This window comes from Caloramator sp. (genome assembly GCF_020054765.1).
Lineage (GTDB): Bacteria > Bacillota > Clostridia > Clostridiales > Caloramatoraceae > Thermobrachium > Thermobrachium proteoclasticum.
The window spans coordinates 55266-78654 of the sequence record NZ_JAIHAO010000006.1 but is presented as its reverse complement, the minus strand read 5'-3'; the positions used below and the strand labels follow the sequence as shown (position 1 = coordinate 78654).

General features: G+C 30.9%; 22 protein-coding genes and 1 pseudogene. 2 read left to right on the top strand and 21 right to left on the bottom strand.

What is annotated here, in order from left to right:
* The 11 genes from megL to JG776_RS03610 all read right to left on the bottom strand — a co-directional run bounded on the left by megL (position 1) and on the right by JG776_RS03610 (position 11481).
* Positions 1-1200: a methionine gamma-lyase gene (gene megL / locus JG776_RS03665; RefSeq protein ID WP_291964797.1), complete on the bottom strand. Its 1200-nt coding sequence runs from the start codon at positions 1198-1200 to the stop codon at positions 1-3.
* Positions 1201-1357: 157 nt separating this feature from the next.
* Complete coding sequence (locus tag JG776_RS03660) at positions 1358-2920, bottom strand: sigma 54-interacting transcriptional regulator (RefSeq protein ID WP_291964795.1); 1563 nt, start codon at positions 2918-2920, stop codon at positions 1358-1360.
* Positions 2917-3579: a LysE family transporter gene (locus tag JG776_RS03655; protein WP_291964793.1), complete on the bottom strand. Its 663-nt coding sequence runs from the start codon at positions 3577-3579 to the stop codon at positions 2917-2919. The genes JG776_RS03660 and JG776_RS03655 overlap by 4 nt, the downstream gene beginning before the upstream one ends.
* Positions 3580-3782: 203 nt before the next feature.
* Positions 3783-4142: a C-GCAxxG-C-C family (seleno)protein gene (locus JG776_RS03650; protein WP_291964791.1), complete on the bottom strand. Its 360-nt coding sequence runs from the start codon at positions 4140-4142 to the stop codon at positions 3783-3785.
* Between the two features lie 117 nt (positions 4143-4259).
* A complete protein-coding gene (gene yjeM, locus JG776_RS03645; protein ID WP_291964789.1) occupies positions 4260-5780 on the bottom strand; it encodes a glutamate/gamma-aminobutyrate family transporter YjeM in 1521 nt (506 codons plus the stop codon).
* Between the two features lie 348 nt (positions 5781-6128).
* Positions 6129-6470 carry a hydrogenase maturation nickel metallochaperone HypA gene (locus tag JG776_RS03640; RefSeq protein WP_291964787.1) on the bottom strand — a complete coding sequence of 114 codons (342 nt, stop codon included), beginning with the start codon at positions 6468-6470 and terminating at the stop codon, positions 6129-6131.
* Between the two features lie 119 nt (positions 6471-6589).
* Positions 6590-9283 (bottom strand): FAD-dependent oxidoreductase, encoded by a 2694-nt coding sequence (locus tag JG776_RS03635; protein WP_291964785.1) that lies wholly within the window; start codon positions 9281-9283, stop codon positions 6590-6592.
* A 21-nt stretch (positions 9284-9304) separates the two neighbouring features.
* On the bottom strand, positions 9305-9973 hold the full coding sequence (gene hypB, locus JG776_RS03630) for a hydrogenase nickel incorporation protein HypB (RefSeq protein WP_291964783.1): 669 nt from the start codon (positions 9971-9973) through the stop codon (positions 9305-9307).
* Positions 9974-10264: 291 nt separating this feature from the next.
* Complete coding sequence (locus tag JG776_RS03620) at positions 10265-10588, bottom strand: GNAT family N-acetyltransferase (protein WP_291964781.1); 324 nt, start codon at positions 10586-10588, stop codon at positions 10265-10267.
* 37 nt (positions 10589-10625) lie between these two features.
* Positions 10626-11252 carry a DUF1847 domain-containing protein gene (locus JG776_RS03615; RefSeq protein ID WP_291964779.1) on the bottom strand — a complete coding sequence of 209 codons (627 nt, stop codon included), beginning with the start codon at positions 11250-11252 and terminating at the stop codon, positions 10626-10628.
* Between the two features lie 25 nt (positions 11253-11277).
* Complete coding sequence (locus JG776_RS03610) at positions 11278-11481, bottom strand: hypothetical protein (protein WP_291964778.1); 204 nt, start codon at positions 11479-11481, stop codon at positions 11278-11280.
* A 272-nt stretch (positions 11482-11753) separates the two neighbouring features.
* Between JG776_RS03610 and JG776_RS03605 the strand changes: the two genes are divergently transcribed.
* Both JG776_RS03605 and JG776_RS03600 read left to right on the top strand, forming a co-directional pair.
* A complete protein-coding gene (locus JG776_RS03605) occupies positions 11754-12287 on the top strand; it encodes a sigma-70 family RNA polymerase sigma factor (RefSeq protein WP_291964776.1) in 534 nt (177 codons plus the stop codon).
* Entirely contained in the window at positions 12277-13308 is a 1032-nt protein-coding gene (locus JG776_RS03600) for a DUF4179 domain-containing protein (protein WP_291964774.1), read from the top strand. Before JG776_RS03605 ends, JG776_RS03600 begins: the two co-directional genes overlap by 11 nt.
* Positions 13309-13334: 26 nt before the next feature.
* Here JG776_RS03600 and JG776_RS03595 read toward each other — a convergent pair whose 3' ends face one another.
* The 10 genes and pseudogenes from JG776_RS03595 to JG776_RS03550 all read right to left on the bottom strand — a co-directional run bounded on the left by JG776_RS03595 (position 13335) and on the right by JG776_RS03550 (position 23303).
* The gene (locus tag JG776_RS03595; protein ID WP_291964772.1) at positions 13335-14267 is read right to left on the bottom strand and encodes an alpha/beta hydrolase; all 933 of its coding nucleotides are present in this window, start codon (positions 14265-14267) and stop codon (positions 13335-13337) included.
* 355 nt (positions 14268-14622) lie between these two features.
* Positions 14623-15306, bottom strand: coding sequence for a hypothetical protein (locus JG776_RS03590; RefSeq protein WP_291964770.1), 684 nt, complete (start codon positions 15304-15306; stop codon positions 14623-14625).
* Positions 15307-15471: 165 nt separating this feature from the next.
* The gene (locus JG776_RS03585; RefSeq protein ID WP_291964851.1) at positions 15472-16275 is read right to left on the bottom strand and encodes a ZIP family metal transporter; all 804 of its coding nucleotides are present in this window, start codon (positions 16273-16275) and stop codon (positions 15472-15474) included.
* Between the two features lie 184 nt (positions 16276-16459).
* Complete coding sequence (locus JG776_RS03580) at positions 16460-17317, bottom strand: DegV family protein (RefSeq protein ID WP_291964769.1); 858 nt, start codon at positions 17315-17317, stop codon at positions 16460-16462.
* Positions 17318-17602: 285 nt separating this feature from the next.
* On the bottom strand, positions 17603-18625 hold the full coding sequence (locus JG776_RS03575; RefSeq protein WP_291964767.1) for an alpha/beta hydrolase: 1023 nt from the start codon (positions 18623-18625) through the stop codon (positions 17603-17605).
* Positions 18626-18723: 98 nt separating this feature from the next.
* Positions 18724-19422: an ATP-binding protein gene (locus JG776_RS03570; protein WP_291964765.1), complete on the bottom strand. Its 699-nt coding sequence runs from the start codon at positions 19420-19422 to the stop codon at positions 18724-18726.
* Positions 19423-19529: 107 nt separating this feature from the next.
* Positions 19530-20171: a hypothetical protein gene (locus tag JG776_RS03565; protein ID WP_291964763.1), complete on the bottom strand. Its 642-nt coding sequence runs from the start codon at positions 20169-20171 to the stop codon at positions 19530-19532.
* A pseudogene (locus tag JG776_RS03560) lies at positions 20155-20856 on the bottom strand (response regulator transcription factor). Before JG776_RS03560 ends, JG776_RS03565 begins: the two are co-directional and overlap by 17 nt.
* 39 nt (positions 20857-20895) lie before the next feature.
* Positions 20896-22602 (bottom strand): proline--tRNA ligase, encoded by a 1707-nt coding sequence (locus tag JG776_RS03555; protein ID WP_291964761.1) that lies wholly within the window; start codon positions 22600-22602, stop codon positions 20896-20898.
* Positions 22603-22616: 14 nt separating this feature from the next.
* On the bottom strand, positions 22617-23303 hold the full coding sequence (locus JG776_RS03550; protein ID WP_291964760.1) for a DUF554 domain-containing protein: 687 nt from the start codon (positions 23301-23303) through the stop codon (positions 22617-22619).
* Positions 23304-23389: the final 86 nt, after the last annotated feature.

Here is a 23389-nt window from a genome sequence, read left to right as displayed (position 1 = left end):
TCATATTATAGCATCTAAAGCTTGTTTTAGATCTGCTATAATATCCTCCGCATTTTCAAGTCCAACAGCAAGTCTTATAAGTCCATCAGATATACCAGCCTTTAATCTTTCTTCCCTTGTATAAGGTGAATGAGTCATTGACGCTGGATGTTGAATTAAAGTCTCTGCATCCCCTAAGCTTACTGCCAAGGTGCATACTTTACAAGAATTAAGAACCTTTATTCCCTCTTCAACACCACCATTTAATTCAAAGGCTATAATAGCACCAGGTAGGCTCATTTGTTTCCTTGCAAGTTCATATTGTTCAAAGCTTTCAAGGCCTGGATAGTATACCTTTTTAACTGCCTTATGTTCTTCTAAGAACTTTGCAACCTTTAAAGCATTACTGCAGTGCCTTTCCATTCTAATTTCAAGTGTTTTTAGTCCCCTTAAAATTAGGTATGCATCAAATGGACTTAAACAAGCACCTGTCATATCCTTTATACCAAATAATCTAACCTGATCTATGAAGCTCTTTTTTCCAACAACAAAACCCGCAATAACATCACCATGACCGTTTAAAAACTTTGTTGCAGAGTGCACAACTACATCTGCACCAAGTTCAATTGGTCTTTGAATATATGGTGTACAGAAGGTATTGTCGACAATTAATATACAATCTTCTTTGCTATGTGCAATTTCTGCTACCTTTTTTATATCTATTAATTTAAGATTAGGATTTGCTGGAGTTTCTATATAAATAGCCTTTGTATTTTCCTTCATCGCATTCTTTATATTTTCTGGATTTGAAGCATCTACAAATGTTACATCAACTCCATACCTTGTAAGTCCGTGGTTTAAATATGCAAAGGTACAGCCATATAATGTATCTGCAGCAACTATATGGTCTCCTGCCTTAAGTGCTGTCCAAAGTGCTGAAGAAATAGCACCCATACCAGATGATGTTGCAACACAGGCCTCTGCACCTTCTAAAATTGCTATTTTTTCCTCAAGCACACTAACAGTTGGATTCCCAAGCCTTGAATAAATATATCCCTCTTCTTTTCCTGCAAATCTGTTTCCTCCCTGCTGTGCACTATCAAAAACAAATGTAGCAGTTTGATATATTGGAGTTGCTAATGTACCAAATTCATTTTTATGGTTTCCTGCGTGTATTGCTTTTGTTGAAAATCCCATATTTTTTGCTTTTTCCCTATCCATAAAGGTTCCTCCTTTGAACTTTTATCAATGAAGTATAAGCAAATATGATACCAAAAATACAACACTGAAAGTTCAAAGGATTTTAAATTGTTGTAAAGTTTTGTTTACACTTTAACTTAAAATTTGTAAACTTATATTTACTCATGTAAATATAAGTTTACAAATAGAGTTTATATTTTTTTATTTTATTCATTATAGTTGTATGGGAAACTCCTAAATGTTTCGCTACCTCTCTGTAGCTCTTGTATTTAATTAATGCCCTTTTTATCACTTCCCTTTCACATTCAGATACAATTTCTTCAAGTGTTCTTTCTTTTTCACTTATATCAATAATATTATTTTGTATAAACTTATCGGTATTTATGTAGATGTTATCCTTTATTAATGTGTCTCCTTCGCATAATATAATTGACCTCTCTACAACATTTTGCAATTCTCTAATATTGCCTGGCCAACTATATTTCATTAACTCTTCTATATAACCTTTATCTATTCTCTTTATCTTATTATTAAATTTTTTATTTAGATTCTCTACAAAATAATTAACAAGTAGTGGAATATCCTCCTTTCTTTCTCGAAGTGGTGGAAGATAAATAGGCATTACACTTAATCTATAATAAAGATCCTCTCTAAACTCTCCATTTTTAACCATATCCTCAATATTTCTATTTGTAGCAGCTATAATTCTAACATCTACCTTTGTCTCCTTACTGGAGCCTATTCTCCTAACTACTCCATCCTGAAGAACTCTTAAAATCTTAGCCTGCAATTTTAATGGCATTTCACCTATTTCATCTAAAAAGAGTGTACCTCCATTTGCTTCTTCAAAAATTCCATTTTTTCCACCCTTTAGAGCTCCTGTAAAGGTTCCCTCTTCATAACCAAAAAGTTCACTCTCTAATAGGTTTTCTGGTAAAGTTGCACAGTTTATAGCAATAAACTTATTATTTGCTCTGCTACTTAACCTATGAATTGCCTTTGCAAAAAGTTCCTTCCCTGTTCCACTTTCACCAAGCAATAAAACTGTTGAGGTTGTTTTAGCAACGGATGATACAATTCTTTTTACATATTCTATTATATTACTTTTACCTATGATATCCGAAAAGGCCCCATCCTTTATTGTGTTTACTACCTCAACAAGCTGCATAGCCTTATTAATATCCTTAATCGAAGCCACTGCACCTATCGTATTTCCTAAATCATCTAATACTGGCCTTCCTGATGTTAAATAATGTATCTTAAAATCCCCTCTATCTACTATTTGCTCAACATTATCATAGGGAATACCATCTTTAAATAATTTAAACATTGGAGCATCTTTATTTATTATTGCTCTTATATCACTTCCAATTACTTCATCCTTATTATATTTAAAAAGTGTTTCACAATATCTATTAAATATTTCAACTTTATAATCCTTATTTACTGCCAGTATCCCCTCATCAACAGCATCAATTATCGCTATTAACTTTCTTTCATTTTTTTCATAGGATAACAATTCAACTTCATCTACACTTAAAACCTCTTTAATTTCAAATATCTTTTCTATTAATCGTTGAAGCCTTTCCTTTGAAATTTCATCTATTTTAATACAAACCTTCTTAGAAAAAACCTCAGCAGCCCTAAGATCAATATTCATTTCATACAACTTTTCAAGTATTTTTAAAGTTATTCCTATAGTATCTTTAGTTCTTATTTCTAATCTTATATTCTCCTTCATTTAATCACCCTTTTTAGATTTATCAAATTATATAGACCAAATACAATAAACCCAATACCTATCAAAAACATTATTACTATTGTAAGCTTTTCAACTATTTCATTATTTTTATTATTTTCCAACCTCTGGATTCCCTTTAATGCTGCTAAATTTAAAAACACAAACCAAATAAACATCCCAACTATAATAAATATCAAAAATATATAATAGTAAATAGGCTTCATATCACTAAATCTATGTATAAGCGTACCACTTATGGTTAACCAAAAGGAATGTGTCATAGGATTTGTGAAGGCTATTATAAACCCCTTTAAAACAGGCTTTGAATCATATTTTTTTATATTTTCATCCCTATCACCATTATAATTTTTAATATCCTGAAAAGCAAAAAATAAAATAAGAAGACCACATATAATGAAGAATAAACCCTCAGTCCTTTTATTTTGATTCAACAAGCTAAAAAGACCTATATTAATAAACAAAATATCAAAGGCATCCGCTAAAACTGCTCCAATTGCAACCATTAACCCCTCATTAATACCACTATTTACTGTCCTTTTTATAGATTCTAAACCTGCCGGACCAAGGGGTAGTGCAAAGGCTACTCCTGTAAACAATCCTGTTATTATTGTTCTTATTAATAAAATAAAATTTCTCATATCGTCTCACCTTCTTTTTAGTCAAAGTCTAATTATATTATATTTCTAAACATTCTAAAAAAGCAAACTGTATTTTACTTTGAAAACAATAAAAGCAGATGTCTTTTTTAAGTATAAATTCGACACCTGCTTTTATATAAAATATATTAGATCGTAATCTCAAAATTAGCATATATTATATCTATGATGGATACTTTTTCATACTATTTCGCAACATTTTCAAGCAAATTATCTATATAATCAATGATTTCATCACAAGAAACACCATTTTTCTTTAATTGAATACAATTATCTGTTCCATAAGACTCTTTTACATTTTTCATAATTTCTCTCATTGGAGTTCTGGCTTCATTTCTTTCTGAAGCATCCTTTCTTCCCTTTAGATAGCCTAAAACTACAGCTGCAGCAGTTACCGCACCGCAGGTACTTCCTACTGCCATCCCCCCACCAAAGGCACTTCCTAAATTTACTGGAATATCTAAATTAAATTTTTCATTTGCGGCTTTTATTACTGCCTCTGCACAGTTATATCCTTCTCTATGAAAATTAACAGCCTTTTTCATACTATACCTCCTATATCATAATAATACAATATTATGATATAGCTATTATCGTAATTTGTCAAATATTATCGAACATAAAAAGAGGCCGTAAATACAGCCTCTTTTTATAATAACATATTATGCAACCTTATCTGCCTTCTTTGATTCAGTCTTCTTTTCATATACATAGTACATTATGAAAGCTACTATTGAGAAGAATATTGGTCCTGCAACTGACCAGAATGTAGTCTTCATATCTCCATCTAATGCTGGTTCAAGTACTGTGAAGAAGTTTGCAAATCCAACTGTTAGTGTTACAACTATTGATGCAAATAGTGCACTATTATAGCTCTTGAACACTTCAAATGGTTTGTGTATTTCTGTCTTCTTCTTAAATGGTGCAAATGCACCTGAAAGGAACATATATGGTAGAGTCATTGCAACGTTAGTCATTGCAACAAGTATATCAAAGAACTTTGACATTGAATCTCCACCAACTGCAAGTAAAGCTATCATAACAACAACTATACCAGCTTGTACCCACATTGCATATATCGGCATACCATCCTTAAGTTCACCCATCTTCCATGGCCATAATTCTGCTGGTGTACCTTCTATCATTTGCTTAAGTGGTGAATATGTTAGTGTAAAGAATGCTCCCATTAGAGCTAAGAACATTGATATACCAACGAATCTTGCAATTCCTGCTCCCATTGCCATAGCTGTAGCATCACTAACACCTATAGCTCTACCAAATTCAATACCAAGGTTTGTCATAACAACATAACCTGCGTTTCCTAAGTGAACACCCTCTTGATTTATAACATTTGTCCAGTTAGTAAATATACCTACAAGTAATATACCCATTGAGTAACCTATTGATATTATTGCTGCTGATATAGCAACTCCCTTTGGGAATGTCTTTTCAGCATTTTCAGTTTGGTCAACAAGACCACCAACTGCTTCAATTCCACCGTATGCAAATATTGCATAAACTATAAACGCAAGTCCTGCCATTATATTTCCTGCATACTTAGGATTTGGTGATTGAGTAAATGACTTAAGTCCTTCTATTGGTTGAGCAAGTTGTCCCTTGTTTAATATTAATATTGCTATAGCACCTATCCATAGAACTATGTTAAGTGCTGCAACTGCTGAACCACCAAGTGAAGTAATCTTCTTTATCTTATCAAGACCCTTTGTTGAGATGTAAGTTGCGAATACTATCCATAATATACCAAGTACAGCAAGTAGTTTTGGTCCTGATAATCCAAGAATTACCCAATCCTTTGTTGTATCCTTACCAAATATAGCATTTGAGAAAGGAACCCACATACCTTGTGATACGTTAACCATCCATATAATGTATGAAACGTACCACATAAATGTACCTATGAACGCAAATCTTGGTCCTACTGATTTTTCCATCCAAGAATAAATTCCACCCTTTTCATTCTTGAAGGCTGCACCATATTCAGCCATCATAAATGCAAAAGGAATAAAGAAAGTTATTCCTGAAAGTATAAACCATGGAATAGCAGCGTATCCCATCTTATAGAATGATCTTGGAATGTTGTTAAAGCCGTACACTGAAGTAAAAATCATAAGTATCAATGATACCAGCGTAAGTTTGCCTGTTGGCTTCTTATTTGATGCCATTCTTTGTCCCCCTCCTTAGGTATTTTTTCTTATTTGTTCATCACACAAATACTATTATACACATTTCGACAACATCCGCAATAATTCTGTAAAAAGTTTTTATATTTTGATTATTTATATATTTTGCTCGCTTGACCTAATAAATTTTTTTATATTCACTTTGTGTCCAATTTAAAATTTGAAACCTATAATTATGAATAAAAAAACTTGTTATATTCAATTATTAAAAGTTATAGTTAATATTTTATTATCTAAATATTTTGCAATTGAATTTATGACAAAACATTAATGCAGATATTGTTTTTTATTAATAAAATTTAACACCTATCAAGAGGGGAAATACCTATATTAATAGGCTACAATTTCCTTTATCATAAACTCCCTTCCACAGAGAAGTTCCCAAACTTCGCTTTTACATTTAGGACATACCTTATTATTTTGAATAACATTAAATACACTACCACATTCTTTACATATTGCATTTGCAGGTAAAATTTCAATTTTCAATTGTGTATCTTGAAGCATTGTGCCGTCTACTGCAGCTGGATAACAAGCCTCAATATATCTTGGAATCATAGCTGAAAGCTCTCCTATTTGAAGAACAAGAGTATCTATTTTTGTTAACTTATTTTTCTTTGCAAAATCCTCAACAAATTTCACAACCTCAATTATAACACCTAATTCGTGCATATTAACACCTCTCTTTAAAATTTTTAGCTTACAATATTGTCGCCAACTTAAATGCTGGCGACAATATATAATCTATTAAAAACTTGAGCGTCATATTAACTACTTTCTATAAAAAACCTCTATTTTTTTCTTGTGAAAACAGACTGCATATACTTTAAAGGCTTTTTAAGAGTAATCCTAATTTTTCGTTTTAGAGCATATTTAACTATTGTTGATTTCATTTTGCTAAACTCTGGGTTTTGTGCATCGTACTTTTTAACAAGCTTGATTGCATCAAATTTACATTTTGTAACACATTGTCCACACCCTATACACATAAATTCATCAACAACTGTTGCACCACAGCTCAAACAACGTTCTGTTTCCTTTTTAACCTGTTCTTCTGTAAATGTACCACGTAAATCCCTCAATGTTGCCTTTGCTTTATCTCCATCAACGTGAAGGGGTCTTTGCCTTGGCATTCTGTCATAACCCTCAAGTACAACATTTTCTTTATCAAAGGGCTTATAATTTCTTTTTGTTCTACCAAGAACTAAACTCTGTCCAGGGTGTACATATCGATGTATTGATATTGCTCCTTCTTTTCCCATAGCTATTGCATCTATTGCAAACTTTGGTCCTGTTACAATATCTCCACCTGCAAATACATCCTTTTCTCCTGTTTGATAAGTATCTGGGTCAACCTTTATTGTATTGTTTGGATTAATCTCAATTTTTGTACCTTCAATTAATCCTCCCCAATCAATTGCTTGGCCTACTGAAATTAGAACATAATCAGCCTTTACTACCTTTGTTTCATTTTCATCATATTTTGGATTAAACTTCTTATTCTCATCAAATACTGAAACACATTTTTTAAACTCAACCCCAATGACTCTACCATTCTCTGTAATGATACGTTTTGGTCCCCAAGAGTTATTTATTACAATTCCCTCTGATTCCGCCTCCTCTATTTCTTCCTTTAGAGCTGGCATCTCCTCCTTCTTCTCTAAGCAATACATAGAAGTATTTAAAGCCCCAACTCTTACAGCTGTTCTTGCAACGTCTATTGCAACATTTCCTCCTCCTATCACAACAACATTGCCATTTAGATTTTTAAGCTCTCCTAAATTTACACTGCGTAAGAAATCAACACCAGTTATTACTCCCTCTGCTTCCTCTCCTTCAATTTTAAGTCTTCTTCCAGCTTGAGCGCCAATTGCAATATAGAAGGCTTCAAAACCTTGTTTTCTTAAATCATCTAACTTAATATCCTTACCAACTTCAACACCTGTTTTAAACTCTACACCCAATTCTCTTAATATATCTATTTCAGCATTAACAACATCCTTCTCAAGTCTAAAGGATGGTATTCCTAAAGTTAACATTCCTCCTAATACCTTTTCCTTTTCAAAGACAGTCACTTTATAACCATCTATTGCAAGATAATAAGCACAAGATAATCCTGCAGGACCTGCTCCAATTACTGCAATCTTTTTACCATAGTTGTGTCTCTTTTTTGGAATATATCTTCTTTCTTTATTTAAATCCTGTTCTGCAATAAACTTTTTAATTTCATCTATAGCAACAGGATCATCTATATCTCCTCTCGTACAAGCTGATTCACAATATCTTGGGCATACACGTCCACATACTGCTGGGAATGGATTTTCCTTCTTTATAAGTTCAAGTGCCTCTGTATATCTTCCCTGTGCCGCAAGCTTTATATATCCTTGAATACCAATATGGGCTGGGCATTCTGCTTTGCAAGGACTTGAACCAGTCTCTAACACTACCCTTCTATTAGTACGATAATCTACATTCCACTTGTCAGGTCCCCATTCAGTATCATAGGGAAGTTCTCTTTTCTTCTCAGGAATAGGATTTTTAGAACACAACTTTTGACCAAGTTTTAAGGCATTTGTTGGACAGTTTTCTACACACTCTCCACAGGCAACACACTTATCCTTATCAACCTGAGAAACATAGTTTGAACGCACCATATCAGGGTTTACAAACATATTTGCAATTCTTACAGCAAAACATCCACAGCCACAGCAGTTGCAGATAGCGTGAGTTTTTCCTGGCCCATCTGTGTTTGGAATGCAATGCATCAACCCATTTTCTTCTGCTCTTTTTATAATTTCAAAGGCCTCTTCACGAGTAATCTGCCTTCCTCTTCCTGTTCTAATATAATATTCAGCTGCATGTCCAAGTTGAATACACATATCCTCCTTTAAATGGCCACATCCCTCTCCCATTGCCTCTCTTGCGGTACGGCAGGAACAATCAGAAACTGAAAAAATTGTGTTTTCATTTAGATATTTTGAAATTTCTTCAAAGGAAGCCCTTCTTGTTTCGCCTTCAATTGCGTGTTCAATTGGAATTACACGCATTGGGCCAAGTCCTACTGGCACATTACCTGCCGCCTTAGGTCCTCTCTTTTTACCATATGCATCAAAGGCCATACCAAGCTGTGGATATTTTTTTGCGTTTTCTTTATTGTTAACTATCATCTCCATATGACCTGGAACCCAAATCTCGTGCCAAAACTTATCCACTCCATCAATTTTATTTACAAATGCTGCTCCAGCTTTTGCTAATTCCCAAAGTAACCTTTCTGTCTCCTCTAAAGATTTGCCACATTTTTTACTAATTTCTTCTGCACTTTGTGGTTTTCTAAGCTCAAGGCACAATCCTACCTCTGCCATCTCCTCAGTAATTATAGGCTCTAATATTTTGTATTCTGGGTCATTTGGAGTAATTTCATCCTTTGAACCACGCTTTGTTCTGCTTATCTTGTTTGCTAAATCAAGTACCTTTTCTTTTACCATAATTTTATCCCCCTTCAAAAATTATTCCTTCCAAGCCTTTACCTCATTTCTTAACCAATCTATCCATTCATCAAACCCCTCCCCTGTTTTTGCAGAGATTGGTATAACCTTTATGTTTGGATTTAATTTTTTAACACGCTCCTTTACCTTCTCAATATCAAAATCAAATATACACATTGCATCAATCTTATTTATTAAAAGAACATCTACAACTGAAAACATCAAAGGATATTTTAGTGGTTTATCATCTCCCTCTGGAACACTTAAAATCATTGCATTTTTTGAGGAGCCAGTATCAAACTCTGCTGGGCAAACAAGATTTCCTACGTTTTCAAGTATAACTAAATCAAGTCCATCTGCCTCAAGTGCATCTAATCCTTGTTTTGTCATATCTGCGTCAAGATGACACATTCCTCCTGTATGTAACTGTATTACCTTTGCACCAGTTTTTGCAACTAAGCTTGCATCAACATCAGAATCAATATCTGCCTCCATAACACCTATCTTCATTTCATCCTTTAATGCTTCTATTGTTCTTAAAACAGTAGTAGTTTTACCTGAACCAGGTGAAGACATAAGATTTAGTAAGAATGTCTTTTTGTTTTTTAACTCTTCCCTGAGTTTATCTGCTTGTTTATCATTATTAGAGAAAACACTTTCTTTAATTTCAATAATTTTATAGGTATTCACACTCCCGCACCTCCATCTATAAAATATTTATGAAAATAATAATTAAAGTAGCACATAATATATTTAAAGTTTAAAATAAAACTTATATTACAAATATTCTACAAATTTTAAAGATTTCCTTTTCAACTTTGATAAAAAAATGACTAAAAAACACCTTTACTAAATTTCTTTCAATAAGTCTTGGCTTTTATGCTTGTGCTATGGTTTATGTATCTATGATTGAAATTTTCTCTGAAGCACAGTAGAAACAAAAAAGTTGAGGTATTAAGTACCTCAACTTTTTTGTTTCTATTAATGTTTTCCACCTATTTTGCAGGCAATAGCTTCATTTTCAATTTCCTTTGATATTATATCTGAATATTTTTCTTTGTTCTTTTGAAGCCAATTATTTGCATAAGAACAACTTGCTGTTGCCTTTAATCCTTTTTCTCTTAAAAATTCTGCAACAACCTCCATCATTTTTGAGGCTATACCCTGTCCTCTCAAAACTGGATTAACATAGGTATGGTCAATATCAACTTCTCCATTTTCTTTTAAAACATAAGTTGTCTCTGCCATTAATTCACCCTTATCATCCACACTATATATACGTCCATCTTCAAATTTCCAATTCATATTCTGTACCTCCTTATATAAATTTTAAATAGTTATATTACTTTTTATGCAATTTATCCTTATAATAGCTATCTGAAAGGTAAAGTGCACCTAATGGGTTGTGTGCCAATACTCTATCCTTAACTGCAAAAACAGTCACAGGTGCCTCTGAATATTTTATAAACAACGAATCGTGACCTACACAAAGCCCTAATATTATATTTAAATCTGTTTTTTCATTGTTTAAAAACATCGCTTGTCCTATTGGATTACAAATTGCTTCAAAGTTACCTGGTCTAACTTTTTGATGTTCTTTAATATTCAAAAATTCTTTAGGAATACTTCCGTTTTTACATATAATAGAACATACCTCAAATCCATTTTCCTTCAGTATTTGAGCTAACTTTTTAGCTTCTTGGTTTAAACCAACACAAAATGCGATTCCTAATTTTTTAAAATCACATTTATTTGCAAAATCCATTATTTCTTCAAGTCTGGTTTTTTTACAATAACCCTCTGCCTCCACCAAAGCAGAATTATAAGCTAATTTATAATTTTCCTCCTGTAAATATAATTCCTTAAATTTCTCAACTTCTGCAGTTTCATTACAAGGACAGTTTGAGGGTGTTTTTTCTAATTCTCCTCTTCTACAATAATGTTCATTACAGGATGCACAAGTATACATTTACTCACCTCTTAATATTATAAATTTAACTATTAATAGCTCTATTTAGTTTATCTAATATTTCATCTAATTCTATACTATATTTTTCTGTTACAGATTCTAATGAGTCAAATAGATGAGAACACATAATACATACACCTGCTCTCTCATCATACATATGAAAAACATCTTCTGTCTCTGGATATTTTTCTAAAATATCAAGCAAAACCATATCCTTTTTAATACTCATAATTCCTCCTAAAAAATGAACATTGCTTTTAATTTTATTCTAACACATAAATCTATTTTGTAAAGGTTATTATCTTATGCCAATAATGTAGTGATTGATATTACTATCTCTTTTTTATTTTAACTTTATTAATTATAACGTATAATAACAACATACATAATTGATAATATTTTTTAAAGTTATGCAACTAAATAAGTTTATTATTTATCTAATAAAGTGAATGAAACAATATGTGCACATATTAGACTACACTTAGAAGGGAGTGCAATAGTTTGGAAATATCGTTGATGGTTAAAAAGGCTAAAAAAGGAGATGAAGAAGCCTTTATTAATCTTATGAAGCAGTATGAAATAGTTCTTTATAAAGTTGCAAAACGTATGCTTATTAATGAAGATGATGTCGCAGATGCACTTCAAGATACAATTATTACAGCATATGAAAACATAAAAACACTTAAAAATGAAAAATATTTTAATACTTGGATATGCAAAATTCTCATTAATAAATGTAATTCTATTTTAAATAAGAATAAAAAAATTATCCCTGTAGAAGATATATTACCTCAAAAGAATAAAAACAATAACGAATTTTTTAAAGTTGAATTAAATGATGCACTAAATACTTTAAATAAAGAATATAAATTGGTGTTAGTTCTTTATTACATTGCTGGCTTTAACATAAGGGAAATAAGTGAATTAACTAATGAACCTGAAGGTACAATTAAATCAAGATTATCAAGAGCAAAAACCATTTTGAGAGAGAAATATTTTTTAGATAATGAAGGAGTGATATTAAATGAGATATGATTTTGAAACTGAATTATCAAAGGTTTTGAATAGTGAATGTACAATTTCTGATAAGGTTAGAACATCAATAGATAATGCATATGAATCAATAAGAAAGAAAAATAAAAGAAAAAAATATTTTAAAAATACAATTGCTGCTGCTATGTGTTTACTTATGGTTTGTGCTATTCTATCAAATGATGTAATAGCAAGTGTAATAAAATCATTTTTAAATTTTAACGACAAAGGTATTGAAACAGCTATTAATAATGGTTATATAAATAGAACAGAATCAGAAACAACTAATAATGATATATCAATAAAATTACAAAGCTATTTTGCTGATTCTAATAAAATAGGTATAAGTTTTAAAATAAAAATTGAAGATTTATCATTATTAAAAGGAGATATAGAAAAAATATACTTAAGTTATAGCATTATCGATAAAAATGGTAATTATATTGGACAATCTGGTTATACTGAAGAAGAAAATTTAAATATAAAAAAATCAATTATATCAAGTATAGAAGACAAATTTGAACTACTCAATTTAGAAAATGGTGAAATACAGTATGACACAATTCTTGAATCCTGTGATAGTTCTATACCTAAAATAGAAGAAGCAGTTATAAAAGTAGATAAAGTCAACATATTATATAAAAATAATAAAACTTCAATAAAGGGTAACTGGACTTTAAAATTAATACAAAATAATTTTGAGTATGTTAAAGAATATAATTATAGTGCTTTAAACAGTATACCGAATATAGATATAGTTTCTATTAAAGCTGAGCCTACTTCACTTAATATTATCTTTAACGTAAATCAAGTATATGAAAATAAAGAGTTCCCTATAGACAATCTAATACTTATCGATGAAAATGGCAACGAATATAAAACAAATATCTGTTCTATGAATACTAATGACGGCAAAACTACAATATCAACTAATTTTAAAATAAGCTCTTACGAAGAACACAAATTGTTAAAACTAATAATACCTAATTATGGACAAATAAAATTACAAAAAAAAATAAATTAATAAAAATAAGTGATATGACAACCATATCACTTATTTTTATGTGATTCAAGCCATATTAAAATATCCCTCATAACTTCATCACGATTAATTTCATTTAACATCTCGTGTCTTCCGTTTTTGTAGAACTTATACTCTATATCCTTAATTCCTAATTTTCTATATCTTTCTATCAGCCATCTAATAGTTTTGCAATTATTTCCTACTGGATCAAGTTCACCTGCAAAAATATAAATAGGTAAGTCCTTTGGTATTTTAGCCATATTCCTATTTTGATGTATCATCTTGAGTCCCTTTAAAAAGTCGTAGAAAAAGCTTGATGTAAATACTGTTCCGCAAAATGGGTCATTTATGTACTTTTCTACCTCTTTTTCATCACTGCTCAACCAATCAAACTCTGTTTTTGTGGGCTTAAATGATTTATTATAATTTCCAAAGGATAGTTTATTTAATAAGTTACTCTGCCATCTCTCACCTTTTCTTTTCATCTCAAGTTTTGCAATAAGTATTCCAAATTCCAATAAAAATCCCTGTTTACCTGCAGTTCCTGATAAAATTACTCCATCTATGCTATCACCATACTTTTGAATATATCCCTGTGAAAGAAATGATCCCATACTATGTCCCATTAAATATACTGGAATATTAGAATATTCTTTTTTAATAATATCATTTAATTGTTTCATATCCTCTATCATCCAGTAGAATCCATCTCTGCCTATATAACCTACATTTTCAATACATTTAGCTGTTTTGCCGTGCCCCCTATGGTCATTTGCGTACACTACATACCCTTCGTTAGTTATAAATTCTGCAAATCTCTCATATCTTGCAGCCGTTTCAGCCATTCCGTGTGCTATCTGAATTACACCTTTAATCCTTTTATCCTCATCTGGAAGCCACTTGTATGTAAAAATTTCTACATTCTGCTTATCTTTAAATGTAAATTCCTCAATCCTCACATTACCCCCTCCATCCCCTAATTTTATAAGGTACATTTCTTGTTTTAGTTAAAAATTATTTTATATAAATTTATTCTAATTTTATATACTTTTATCAATATATATTCGTGTAAAAATTTATTATTCCTTCTATGTAATGAATTTTTACCTATTTATATTTTTGTTAATACTTTAATTTATAGCATATAAACTATTGAAAAAATTCCTTCTCAGCTATAATTTTTAAATAAACTAAGAAGGAATCTATAATAAATTCTAAAAAAATACTATTTCAACTGTCTGATAAAATCATCCCAATCCTGCTTTCTTATTGATTTTGTTGCATTATCATAAAAACAATAAGCAGGATATGGATTTAAGGTTTATATACTCCTCTATAACCTATATATCCTGCTAAAATATATGCAATTGTCTTTGGTATCATCAATAATCCTATCATTGGGTTTATATTATTAAAAAGTATTACAGGTATATAACAGGCGTAAGATACAAAAATCATAATACTTATCCATCTAAAGGTTATATCTTTAGCCTTTTGTGCATCAATATACATCAAAGAGGCAACACTCAAGCCTTGAACTGCAAGAGGGATATTTCTTATAAGAGACCAAATATATGGCTGGTTTAAACTTGACCAATTATTTTGAGGTAAAAATAAAATAAATATTCTTAAAATACCTAATGCTATTAAAAAATAGTGAAATATTCCAAACTCCTTGTTAAATCTATATCTCCAAACATATAGAAAAACAATGTAAAATAATGTTACCGTAATTGCTGTCGCTAAGGCACCATATCCAACTAATACCGAATACTTTTCTATTCCCCCTAACATATATGCATATGCTCTAAATCCAACGTGTCCTGTATCTCCAAGAGCAAGTAAAAAGAATGCTAAAAGTAAATATCCCCCCACTTTTTGTTGCTTATTTTTTAATTTTTCTTTATTTAATTTCATCTTTACAACCATTAACCATATTAAAAATAAATAAGTAATATTAAATATTATCTCTATCGTACCTCTTAAATTCTCTGACATAAAACTCCCCCACAAAAATTAAATTCATATTATATAAATATTTACTAAACTATTAATTAAGTACATTTTTTAAATTTATTTGCCTTTAATTAATATGTTATAGAGTTACAAATACGATTAAAAAAGTTGGGTATATATCCCAACTCTCCTTATATATAATGTATTTTATCCCAAAGCCACATCTAAAAGCATCATAACAGCAAATCCCATCATAGTTCCTAATGTGGCTATATGCGTATGTTCTCCTGCCTGTGATTCTGGAATAAGCTCCTCAACAACTACAAATATCATTGCACCGGCTGCAAAGGATAATGCATAGGGTAATATACCTTTCATATAGACAACTAAAGATGCACCAATAACAGCTGCAATTGGCTCTACTACCCCAGATGCCTGACCATACATAAAACTTTTAAATCGTGATAATCCTTCTCTTCTAAGTGGAATAGAAACTGCTGCTCCCTCTGGAAAGTTTTGAAGCCCAATTCCTATTGCAAGTGCAATCGCCCCTGCCAAATTAGCCGATGCATCTCCATTATTTAAAGCACCAAATGCAACTCCAACCGCAAGCCCTTCTGGAATGTTGTGCAGTGTTATAGCAAGTACAAGAAGTATGCTTCTTTTTAAGCTTGTCTTTATCCCCTCTGCCTCATCTGAAAACATATGTAGATGTGGCATAAACATATCTACTGCTCTTAAAAAGAAGCCTCCTAATAAAAATCCTATAACAGCAGGAACCCAAGGAATAATTCCCATATTCTCAGCCATTTCAATGGCTGGATTTAAAAGAGACCAAAAGCTTGCAGCAATCATAACTCCTGCTGCAAATCCAAGCATTCCATCTAATACTTTTCTATTAAGTTCTTTAAATATAAAAACCATCCCAGACTCTAAAGCTGTTAAAAACCAAGTAAAAAGTGTTCCAAATAATGCTAATATTACTGGACTAAATTTAGAAAAATTCATAATATCACCTCACTATAAAACTCCATACAAATACCTCTTTAGAAAATTATTATTTGTTAACAATTATATTGCTTTACAAATATTATTTCAAGAAAAATAAGTTTTTAAATAAGACATAAACAATATAAACATTTCTATAAAATAAAAAAACCTTGAAAAAACAAGGCTTTTTAACATATTATTGATATTATCTCATATCCTTTTCAGTATAGTAAACAAACCCTATTGCACCTGGACCTACGTGTAGTCCAATTACAGGACCAATATCTATAATATCAGCTTTAACTCCAAGCTTTTCTTCTATCAATTTTGAAAGGTCTAATGCCTCTGCATAGCAATTGATATGATGAACAACTATTTCCTTAAGACCATAAATAGAACTATCCTTAACTAACTTATTTATCATTGCAGATACAGCATTTTTCTTCGTTCTAACCTTAGTTAGGATTGCAGTTTTTCCATCCTCAACTGTTAATATTGGAATAATCTTTAAAAGATTACCTATAAGTGCTTTAGCACCACCTATTCTACCACCTTTTTTCAAATATTCAAGATTATCTGGGATAAATAGGAATCTGCTTCGTCTTAAGTTTTGCTTAACTAATTCAACAACCTCATTTAGTGTTTTGCCTTCCTTTGCAGCTCTTGCACCAACTATTGCTGCAAAACCAAGCTGCATACAATTTGACCTTGAATCAATAATTTCTATTTGAGCATCCTTATATTCTTCAAGAACCATCTCTTTTACCATAAGTGCTGATGAATATGTACCGCTCATTTCTGATGAAAGAAATATACAAACAAGGCTATCTCCATTGGCTACAGCCCTTTTCATTTCCTCTAACATTTCTCCGATGGAAGGCTGTGAAGACTTAGGTATTCCCTTTTCTTCCATCATACGATAAAAATCTTCATTATTGATATCAACTTCCTTCACACTCATATCATTCCAAGATACACTAAGTGAAATTTTTTTGATGTCTAATTCTCTGCAGATTTCTTCACTTAAATAACTTGTACTATCCGTCAAAATTTTTACTGCCATTTTATCCTCTCTCTTCTTTTAAAATAATGTTTTAATATAAATGTTTCTTACATTTTATGTATATTTTAAAAAAATTTTAATAATTTTTTTCTTCTTGTTGAAATTTTACCACACAGTCAAATTTTTTTCAATCTTTTAAAACTAACTATATATATGAACTTTTTTCACACAAAAGTAAATACTACTTATTAATTTAATTAAGATAAAATATAAAAGGAGAGCTATCATTAGCTAACTGCCCTTTTATAATATATAATATTCAACAATTTATATGAATTTTAATATTTACTTCATATACTTATCAAGGAATGCAAATACCTTATCTAAATAACTCTTTTCTTCAAATTGTGGACCACCGTGTGATGCACCATCTAAAAGAACAAGTTCAACCTTATCTTCCCCTAAAACCGATTGTAGTTTTTGTGCAAAATTAATGGATTGTTGCACTAGTACATTTGCATCTTGTGTCCAATGTTCTATAAAGAATGCTGGGTCATCAGCTGATATATATGTTTCTGGGTTTGCCTTTGCAACAAGGTCTTTTGCTTCCGTAATTAACTTTCCAATATATGCAGATTCAGGTGAAGATTCACTGCTTGTTTTCCCAAATCTTGGTGTTATGCCTGATTCCTCAAACTGGCTATCCATTTCTAAGAAATTAATTGGTCCAAACCAATCAACAACTGCAGTTACATCATCTGAAACATCTGCATATCCAAATGAAGTATCATAAAGTTCATTTGTACCTCCTGTAGTTCCTGCAATTGATGCCAAGTTTCCACCTGCTGAATCTCCCCAAAGTGCTATCTTATCAGGATTTAAATTGTATTTTGAAGCATTTTGTCTTATAAATCTTATTGCTGCCTTTATATCATTTACAGCTGCTGGAAATATAGTCTCTCCTGATAACCTATAATCAACAGAAATAACTGCATATCCTCTATTTAATCCTTCAAACATAGCGGCTAAATCTCCACCTGTCTTATTTCCCATTTTAAACGCTCCGCCATGTATTGCAATGATTACTGGGAATGGTCCATCCCCTTCATTCGGTAGATATATATCTAATTTTTGGCTCTGTGACTTATCTGCATAAGCTATATCAAGATACTTTTTTGTGTACTTTGATGTATCTATAGATTGACCACCTAATCCTCCACCCATAGGTCTTCCTCCTTGTGGAGCTCCTTGTTGAGTTTGAACTGTATTTGTATTATTTGTTGAATTGTTTTGTGATGTTTTAGCACAACCTGCTAAAGTTGAAATTGTTAATACTAATCCTAATGTTAAAATAGTTAACTTTTTCATTTTATTATCTCCATTTTCTTATTGTTTTCCTCTTGATGTTTTAAGTATAAGATATAATTGTGGCAAAAAAATGGCGGTAATTTGATTTAAAAAGGAAATTATTTTTTTATTCCTATTGTAAAACTAAATTTAGTACCCTTTCCTATTGTAGACTCAACCCAAATTTTTTCATCTAATGCCTCTATTATTTGTTTTGCTATCGCAAGGCCTAATCCTGTACCCTGTGTTATTCTGGATTTATCTGCTTTGTAAAATCTTTCAAATATATATGGAATATCCTCCTTCTTAATCCCTTCCCCTGTATCTTCAACACTAATGATTACCTTTTCATTATCTATATTTGAGGAAATAGTAACTACACCACCTTCTTGGGTAAATTTAAAAGCATTATCTAATAAAATAATCAAAACCTGTTCTATTCTTTCAGCATTTGTGTATGTTAAAGGCAAATTTTTTATATGATTTTTTAATTTTAATTCGATTCCTAAATCATCTGCAATACCATCAAATTTTTGGTAAACTAAATTTATTAGTTTTGATATGTCTACTGTACTCTTTTCTAAATATGCATTACCTGATCGAAGTTTTGAAAGTTCTAACATATCATTTATTAATCTTTGCAATCTTATAGACTCTATCAGCATTATTTGATAATATCTTTGTTTTTCTTGCTCATCATTAATCATTCCATCCAATAATGTTTCACTCATAGCTCTTAAAGAAGCTATTGGAGTTCTTAATTCGTGTGAAATATTAGCTACATACTCCCTCCTGGTTTTTTCAAGCCCCTCTGCCAACTTAGATGCTTCTTCTAAATTAATAGCAAGAATATTAAAACTGTTTGCTAATTCTTCAACTTCTCCATATCCTTTTTCTTGTATCCTTACACTATAATCTCCCTGTGCTATTTTTTTGCACTATAAGCCATATCTTTAAATGGAATTATAAGTGGTTTTATAGAGAAATATAATAAGATTAATATTATAATTAATATTAATATACTCATAAATAAAAATACCATATTAAATCCATTTAATGCAGATATATAATCACTAACAGGTTTTAATAAAAACACTCCTCCTATTATTTGTCCATCTTTTCTGATAGGTATTCCTAAAACAATGGATATTCCTTCAATTGCTTCTAGATTGGTTATTTTTTCAATCTCCTCACCTGAAAAAACTTCATTCATAAATGGTTCAATTGACTTTTTTATATTGTCTTCAAAATATGGTTCTTTATCTTCACCATGTTCCTTAATTGATTTAAATGGATTCTCAAAAACATTCATCTCATTTTTATAAACATCATAAGCTTTCACAATAAAAGGTAATCTATTGAGATTAACATTACTTTTCCCTTTACTATTAATTTCATCAATTATGTTTTGTAGTTCAGGTTTTAGTTCATCTACTTTAATATTAATATAGTATTTTTCTATTACAAATCTACCTACAAACAAAGAAATAGAAAAAACAATTATTAATATTAAGGTTATAGTTATAAATAATCTATTAAACAAACTTTTTTCATCTTTGCACCTCAAATTTATATCCTACTCCATAAATAGATTTAATTCCCCAACTAACACCACTTTCAGGTAATTTTTTTCTTAACCTTTTTATATACGTATCTACTGCCCTTGTATCACCAAAATAATCATATCCCCATATTGTTGATAAAATTTGTTCTCTTGTAAATACTTTACCTATATTACTTGCAAGTAGATATAAAATCTCAATTTCTTTAGGTGTTGCATCTATAGGATGATTGTCTATTTCTATTGAATATTTTTCTAAATCTACAACTAAATTATCAACTTTAACAACTTTCTTATTTTCTTTTATTTCTTTATTGTTTGCTTGATATCTCTTTAAAATAGTCTTTACCCTTGTAACGACTTCCCTTGGTGAAAATGGTTTTACTACATAATCGTCAGCACCAATTTCAAGTCCAACAATTCTATCTATCTCCTCTCCCTTTGCAGTTAACATCAAGATTGGTACATCACTTATTTTTCTTATCTCCTTATATACTTCCGTACCAAACATTTTAGGCATCATTATATCTAATATAACAAAATCAGGTTTTTCCTTTTAGAAAATTTCAAGTGCTTCCAATCCATCAAAGGCTGAAGAATATGTCATACCTTCAGCCTTTATATAAGCACCAATTATATCGTGAATGGCTTGATTATCATCACAAATTAAAATATGTATATTTTTTTCTATACCCTTCTCCTTCTTGTTTTTTATAATTTCCAAACAATTTTACTTTATATTTTCTTTAATTACCTCAATCACCCTATTATAAACATCCTCAACCTTAATATCTATTACTTCACTTGAATTTCTAAGTTTAAATTCAACTATTCCATCTTTAATTTTCTTTCCAACAGTTATTCTAATTGGAATACCAATTAGGTCAGCATCGTTAAATTTAACTCCTGCTCTTTCATCTCTATCATCAATTAAAACTTCAATCCCCATATCATTTAACTTGTTATAAATCTCCTCTGCCACCTTAACTTGTTCATCATCCTTCATAGAAACAGGTACAACTATTACTTTATAAGGTGCAATAGATATTGGCCATATAATTCCCTTTTCATCATGGTTTTGTTCAATTATTGCAGCCATTGTTCTATTGATTCCTATTCCATAGCAACCCATAATAATTGGTTTTTGTTCTCCCTTTTCATCAACAAATGTTGCATTCATCTTTTCAGAATACTTTGTTCCTAACTTAAAAATATGTCCAACTTCTATCCCCCTATTTATTGTTATACTTCCACCACATTTAGGACATCTATCCCCTTGTGTTATATTTCTAAAATCACCAACTGTACCATTAAAGTCTCTTCCAAAATTAGCATTAATGATATGGTATCCTGTTTCATTTGCACCAACAATCATATTTTTTGTGTTTTTAACTTCATAATCTATCAATAGCTCATCTACTTTTATTCCAATAGGACCTGCAAAACCAACATCTGCGCCTGTTGCTCTTTTAACTGTTTCTGCATCTGCCATTTCAAAGTTTATACACTTTAATTGGTTAATAACCTTTGTTTCATTTACATCCCTATCTCCTCTAACCATAACTGCAACAACTTTATCATCAGCTTTATATATCAATGTTTTTGCAAACTTTTCTGGAGTTGTATTAAAGAACTTTACTAATTCTTCTATTGTTCTTACATTTGGTGTTTCAATCTTTTCTGTATTTTTTATATCTTCACTGTTTGAGATAATGGCTTCAAAGGTTGGAGCCTTTTCAATATTTGCCGCATAATCACACGATGTACAAAATACTACTTCTGCCTCTCCTATATCTGATTTAACCATAAACTCCATTGAACCTGTCCCACCCATAGCACCTGTATCTGCTTCAACTGCTTTAAAATCCAATCCACATCTTTCAAAAATTTTGTTATATACCCTATACATCTTATTAAATGACTCATCTAAACCTTCCCAAGAAGTATCAAAGCTATATGCATCCTTCATTATGAACTCTCTACTTCTCATTACTCCAAATCTTGGTCTTCTTTCATCTCTATATTTTGTTTGAATTTGATATAGGTTCAGCGGCATATCCTTGTATGACTTTATTTCATTTCTAATAATATCTGTAAATATTTCCTCATGAGTTGGCCCTAAACAAAATTCTCTATCATTTCTATCTATAAGTTTAAACATTTCAGGGCCAAAAACATCCCATCTTCCCGATTCTTTCCACAATTCTGAAGGTAGAAGAGCTGAACATAGAATTTCCTGTGCACCTTCTCTATTCATTTCTTGTCTAACAACCTCTTCTATTTTTCTTAATACTCTAAGTCCTAATGGAAGAAAATTATATACACCTGAAGCTAATTTCCTCATAAGAGCTGCCCTTAGCATCAATTGATGACTTGCAATTTCAGCCTCTGATGGAACTTCCCTTAGTGTTGGCATAAATAGTTTACTAACTCTCATCTTTTATCCTCCTTTTATCTTATAAATAATTGATATATTATAGGAATAAATACTGCTGGAAGTAAATTTGCTACCTTTATTTTTGTAATACCAAGCATATTTAGACCTATACCTATTATAAGCAAACTACCAATGGCTGTCATATTAGCAACTACGGTTTCAAGTAAAATGCCTTTGAGCAAAGCTGCACAAATAGTTATAAACCCTTGGTAAATAAATACTGATATAGCTGAAATCATAACTCCTATTCCTAATGTTGATGAAAAAATAATAGAACTTACACCATCTAATATTGATTTTGCATACAGCATCTGATGATTACCTGTAAGTCCACTTTCTAAAGAACCGACAATTGCCATTGAACCTACACAAAACAATAAACTTGAAGCAACAAAACCTTGTGAAATTTTACTCTCTCCGCCCTTAAATCTTTTTTCTATATTGTTGCCTAATTTTGTAATCGCCTTATCAATATCAATTGCTTCTCCAACAACTCCACCAATTACAATACTCAAAATCATTAAAAGTGGATTATTGCCCTTTAATGTTCCTGAAAAACCCAAATACAACACACAAAGTGCAAGCCCCTTCATCACTGTTTCCTTTATATTATCTGGAAGACCCCTTTTAATAAAAATTCCTACTAAACTCCCAACCATAATAGCTATTGCATTTACAATAGTACCCAAAAGATTAAACATAATACCCCTCCATCTTATTTATAGTTTAAAAAATGTATTACATAATTTCCTCTATCACATTGAAGCAATACAAAAATGTTGGACAG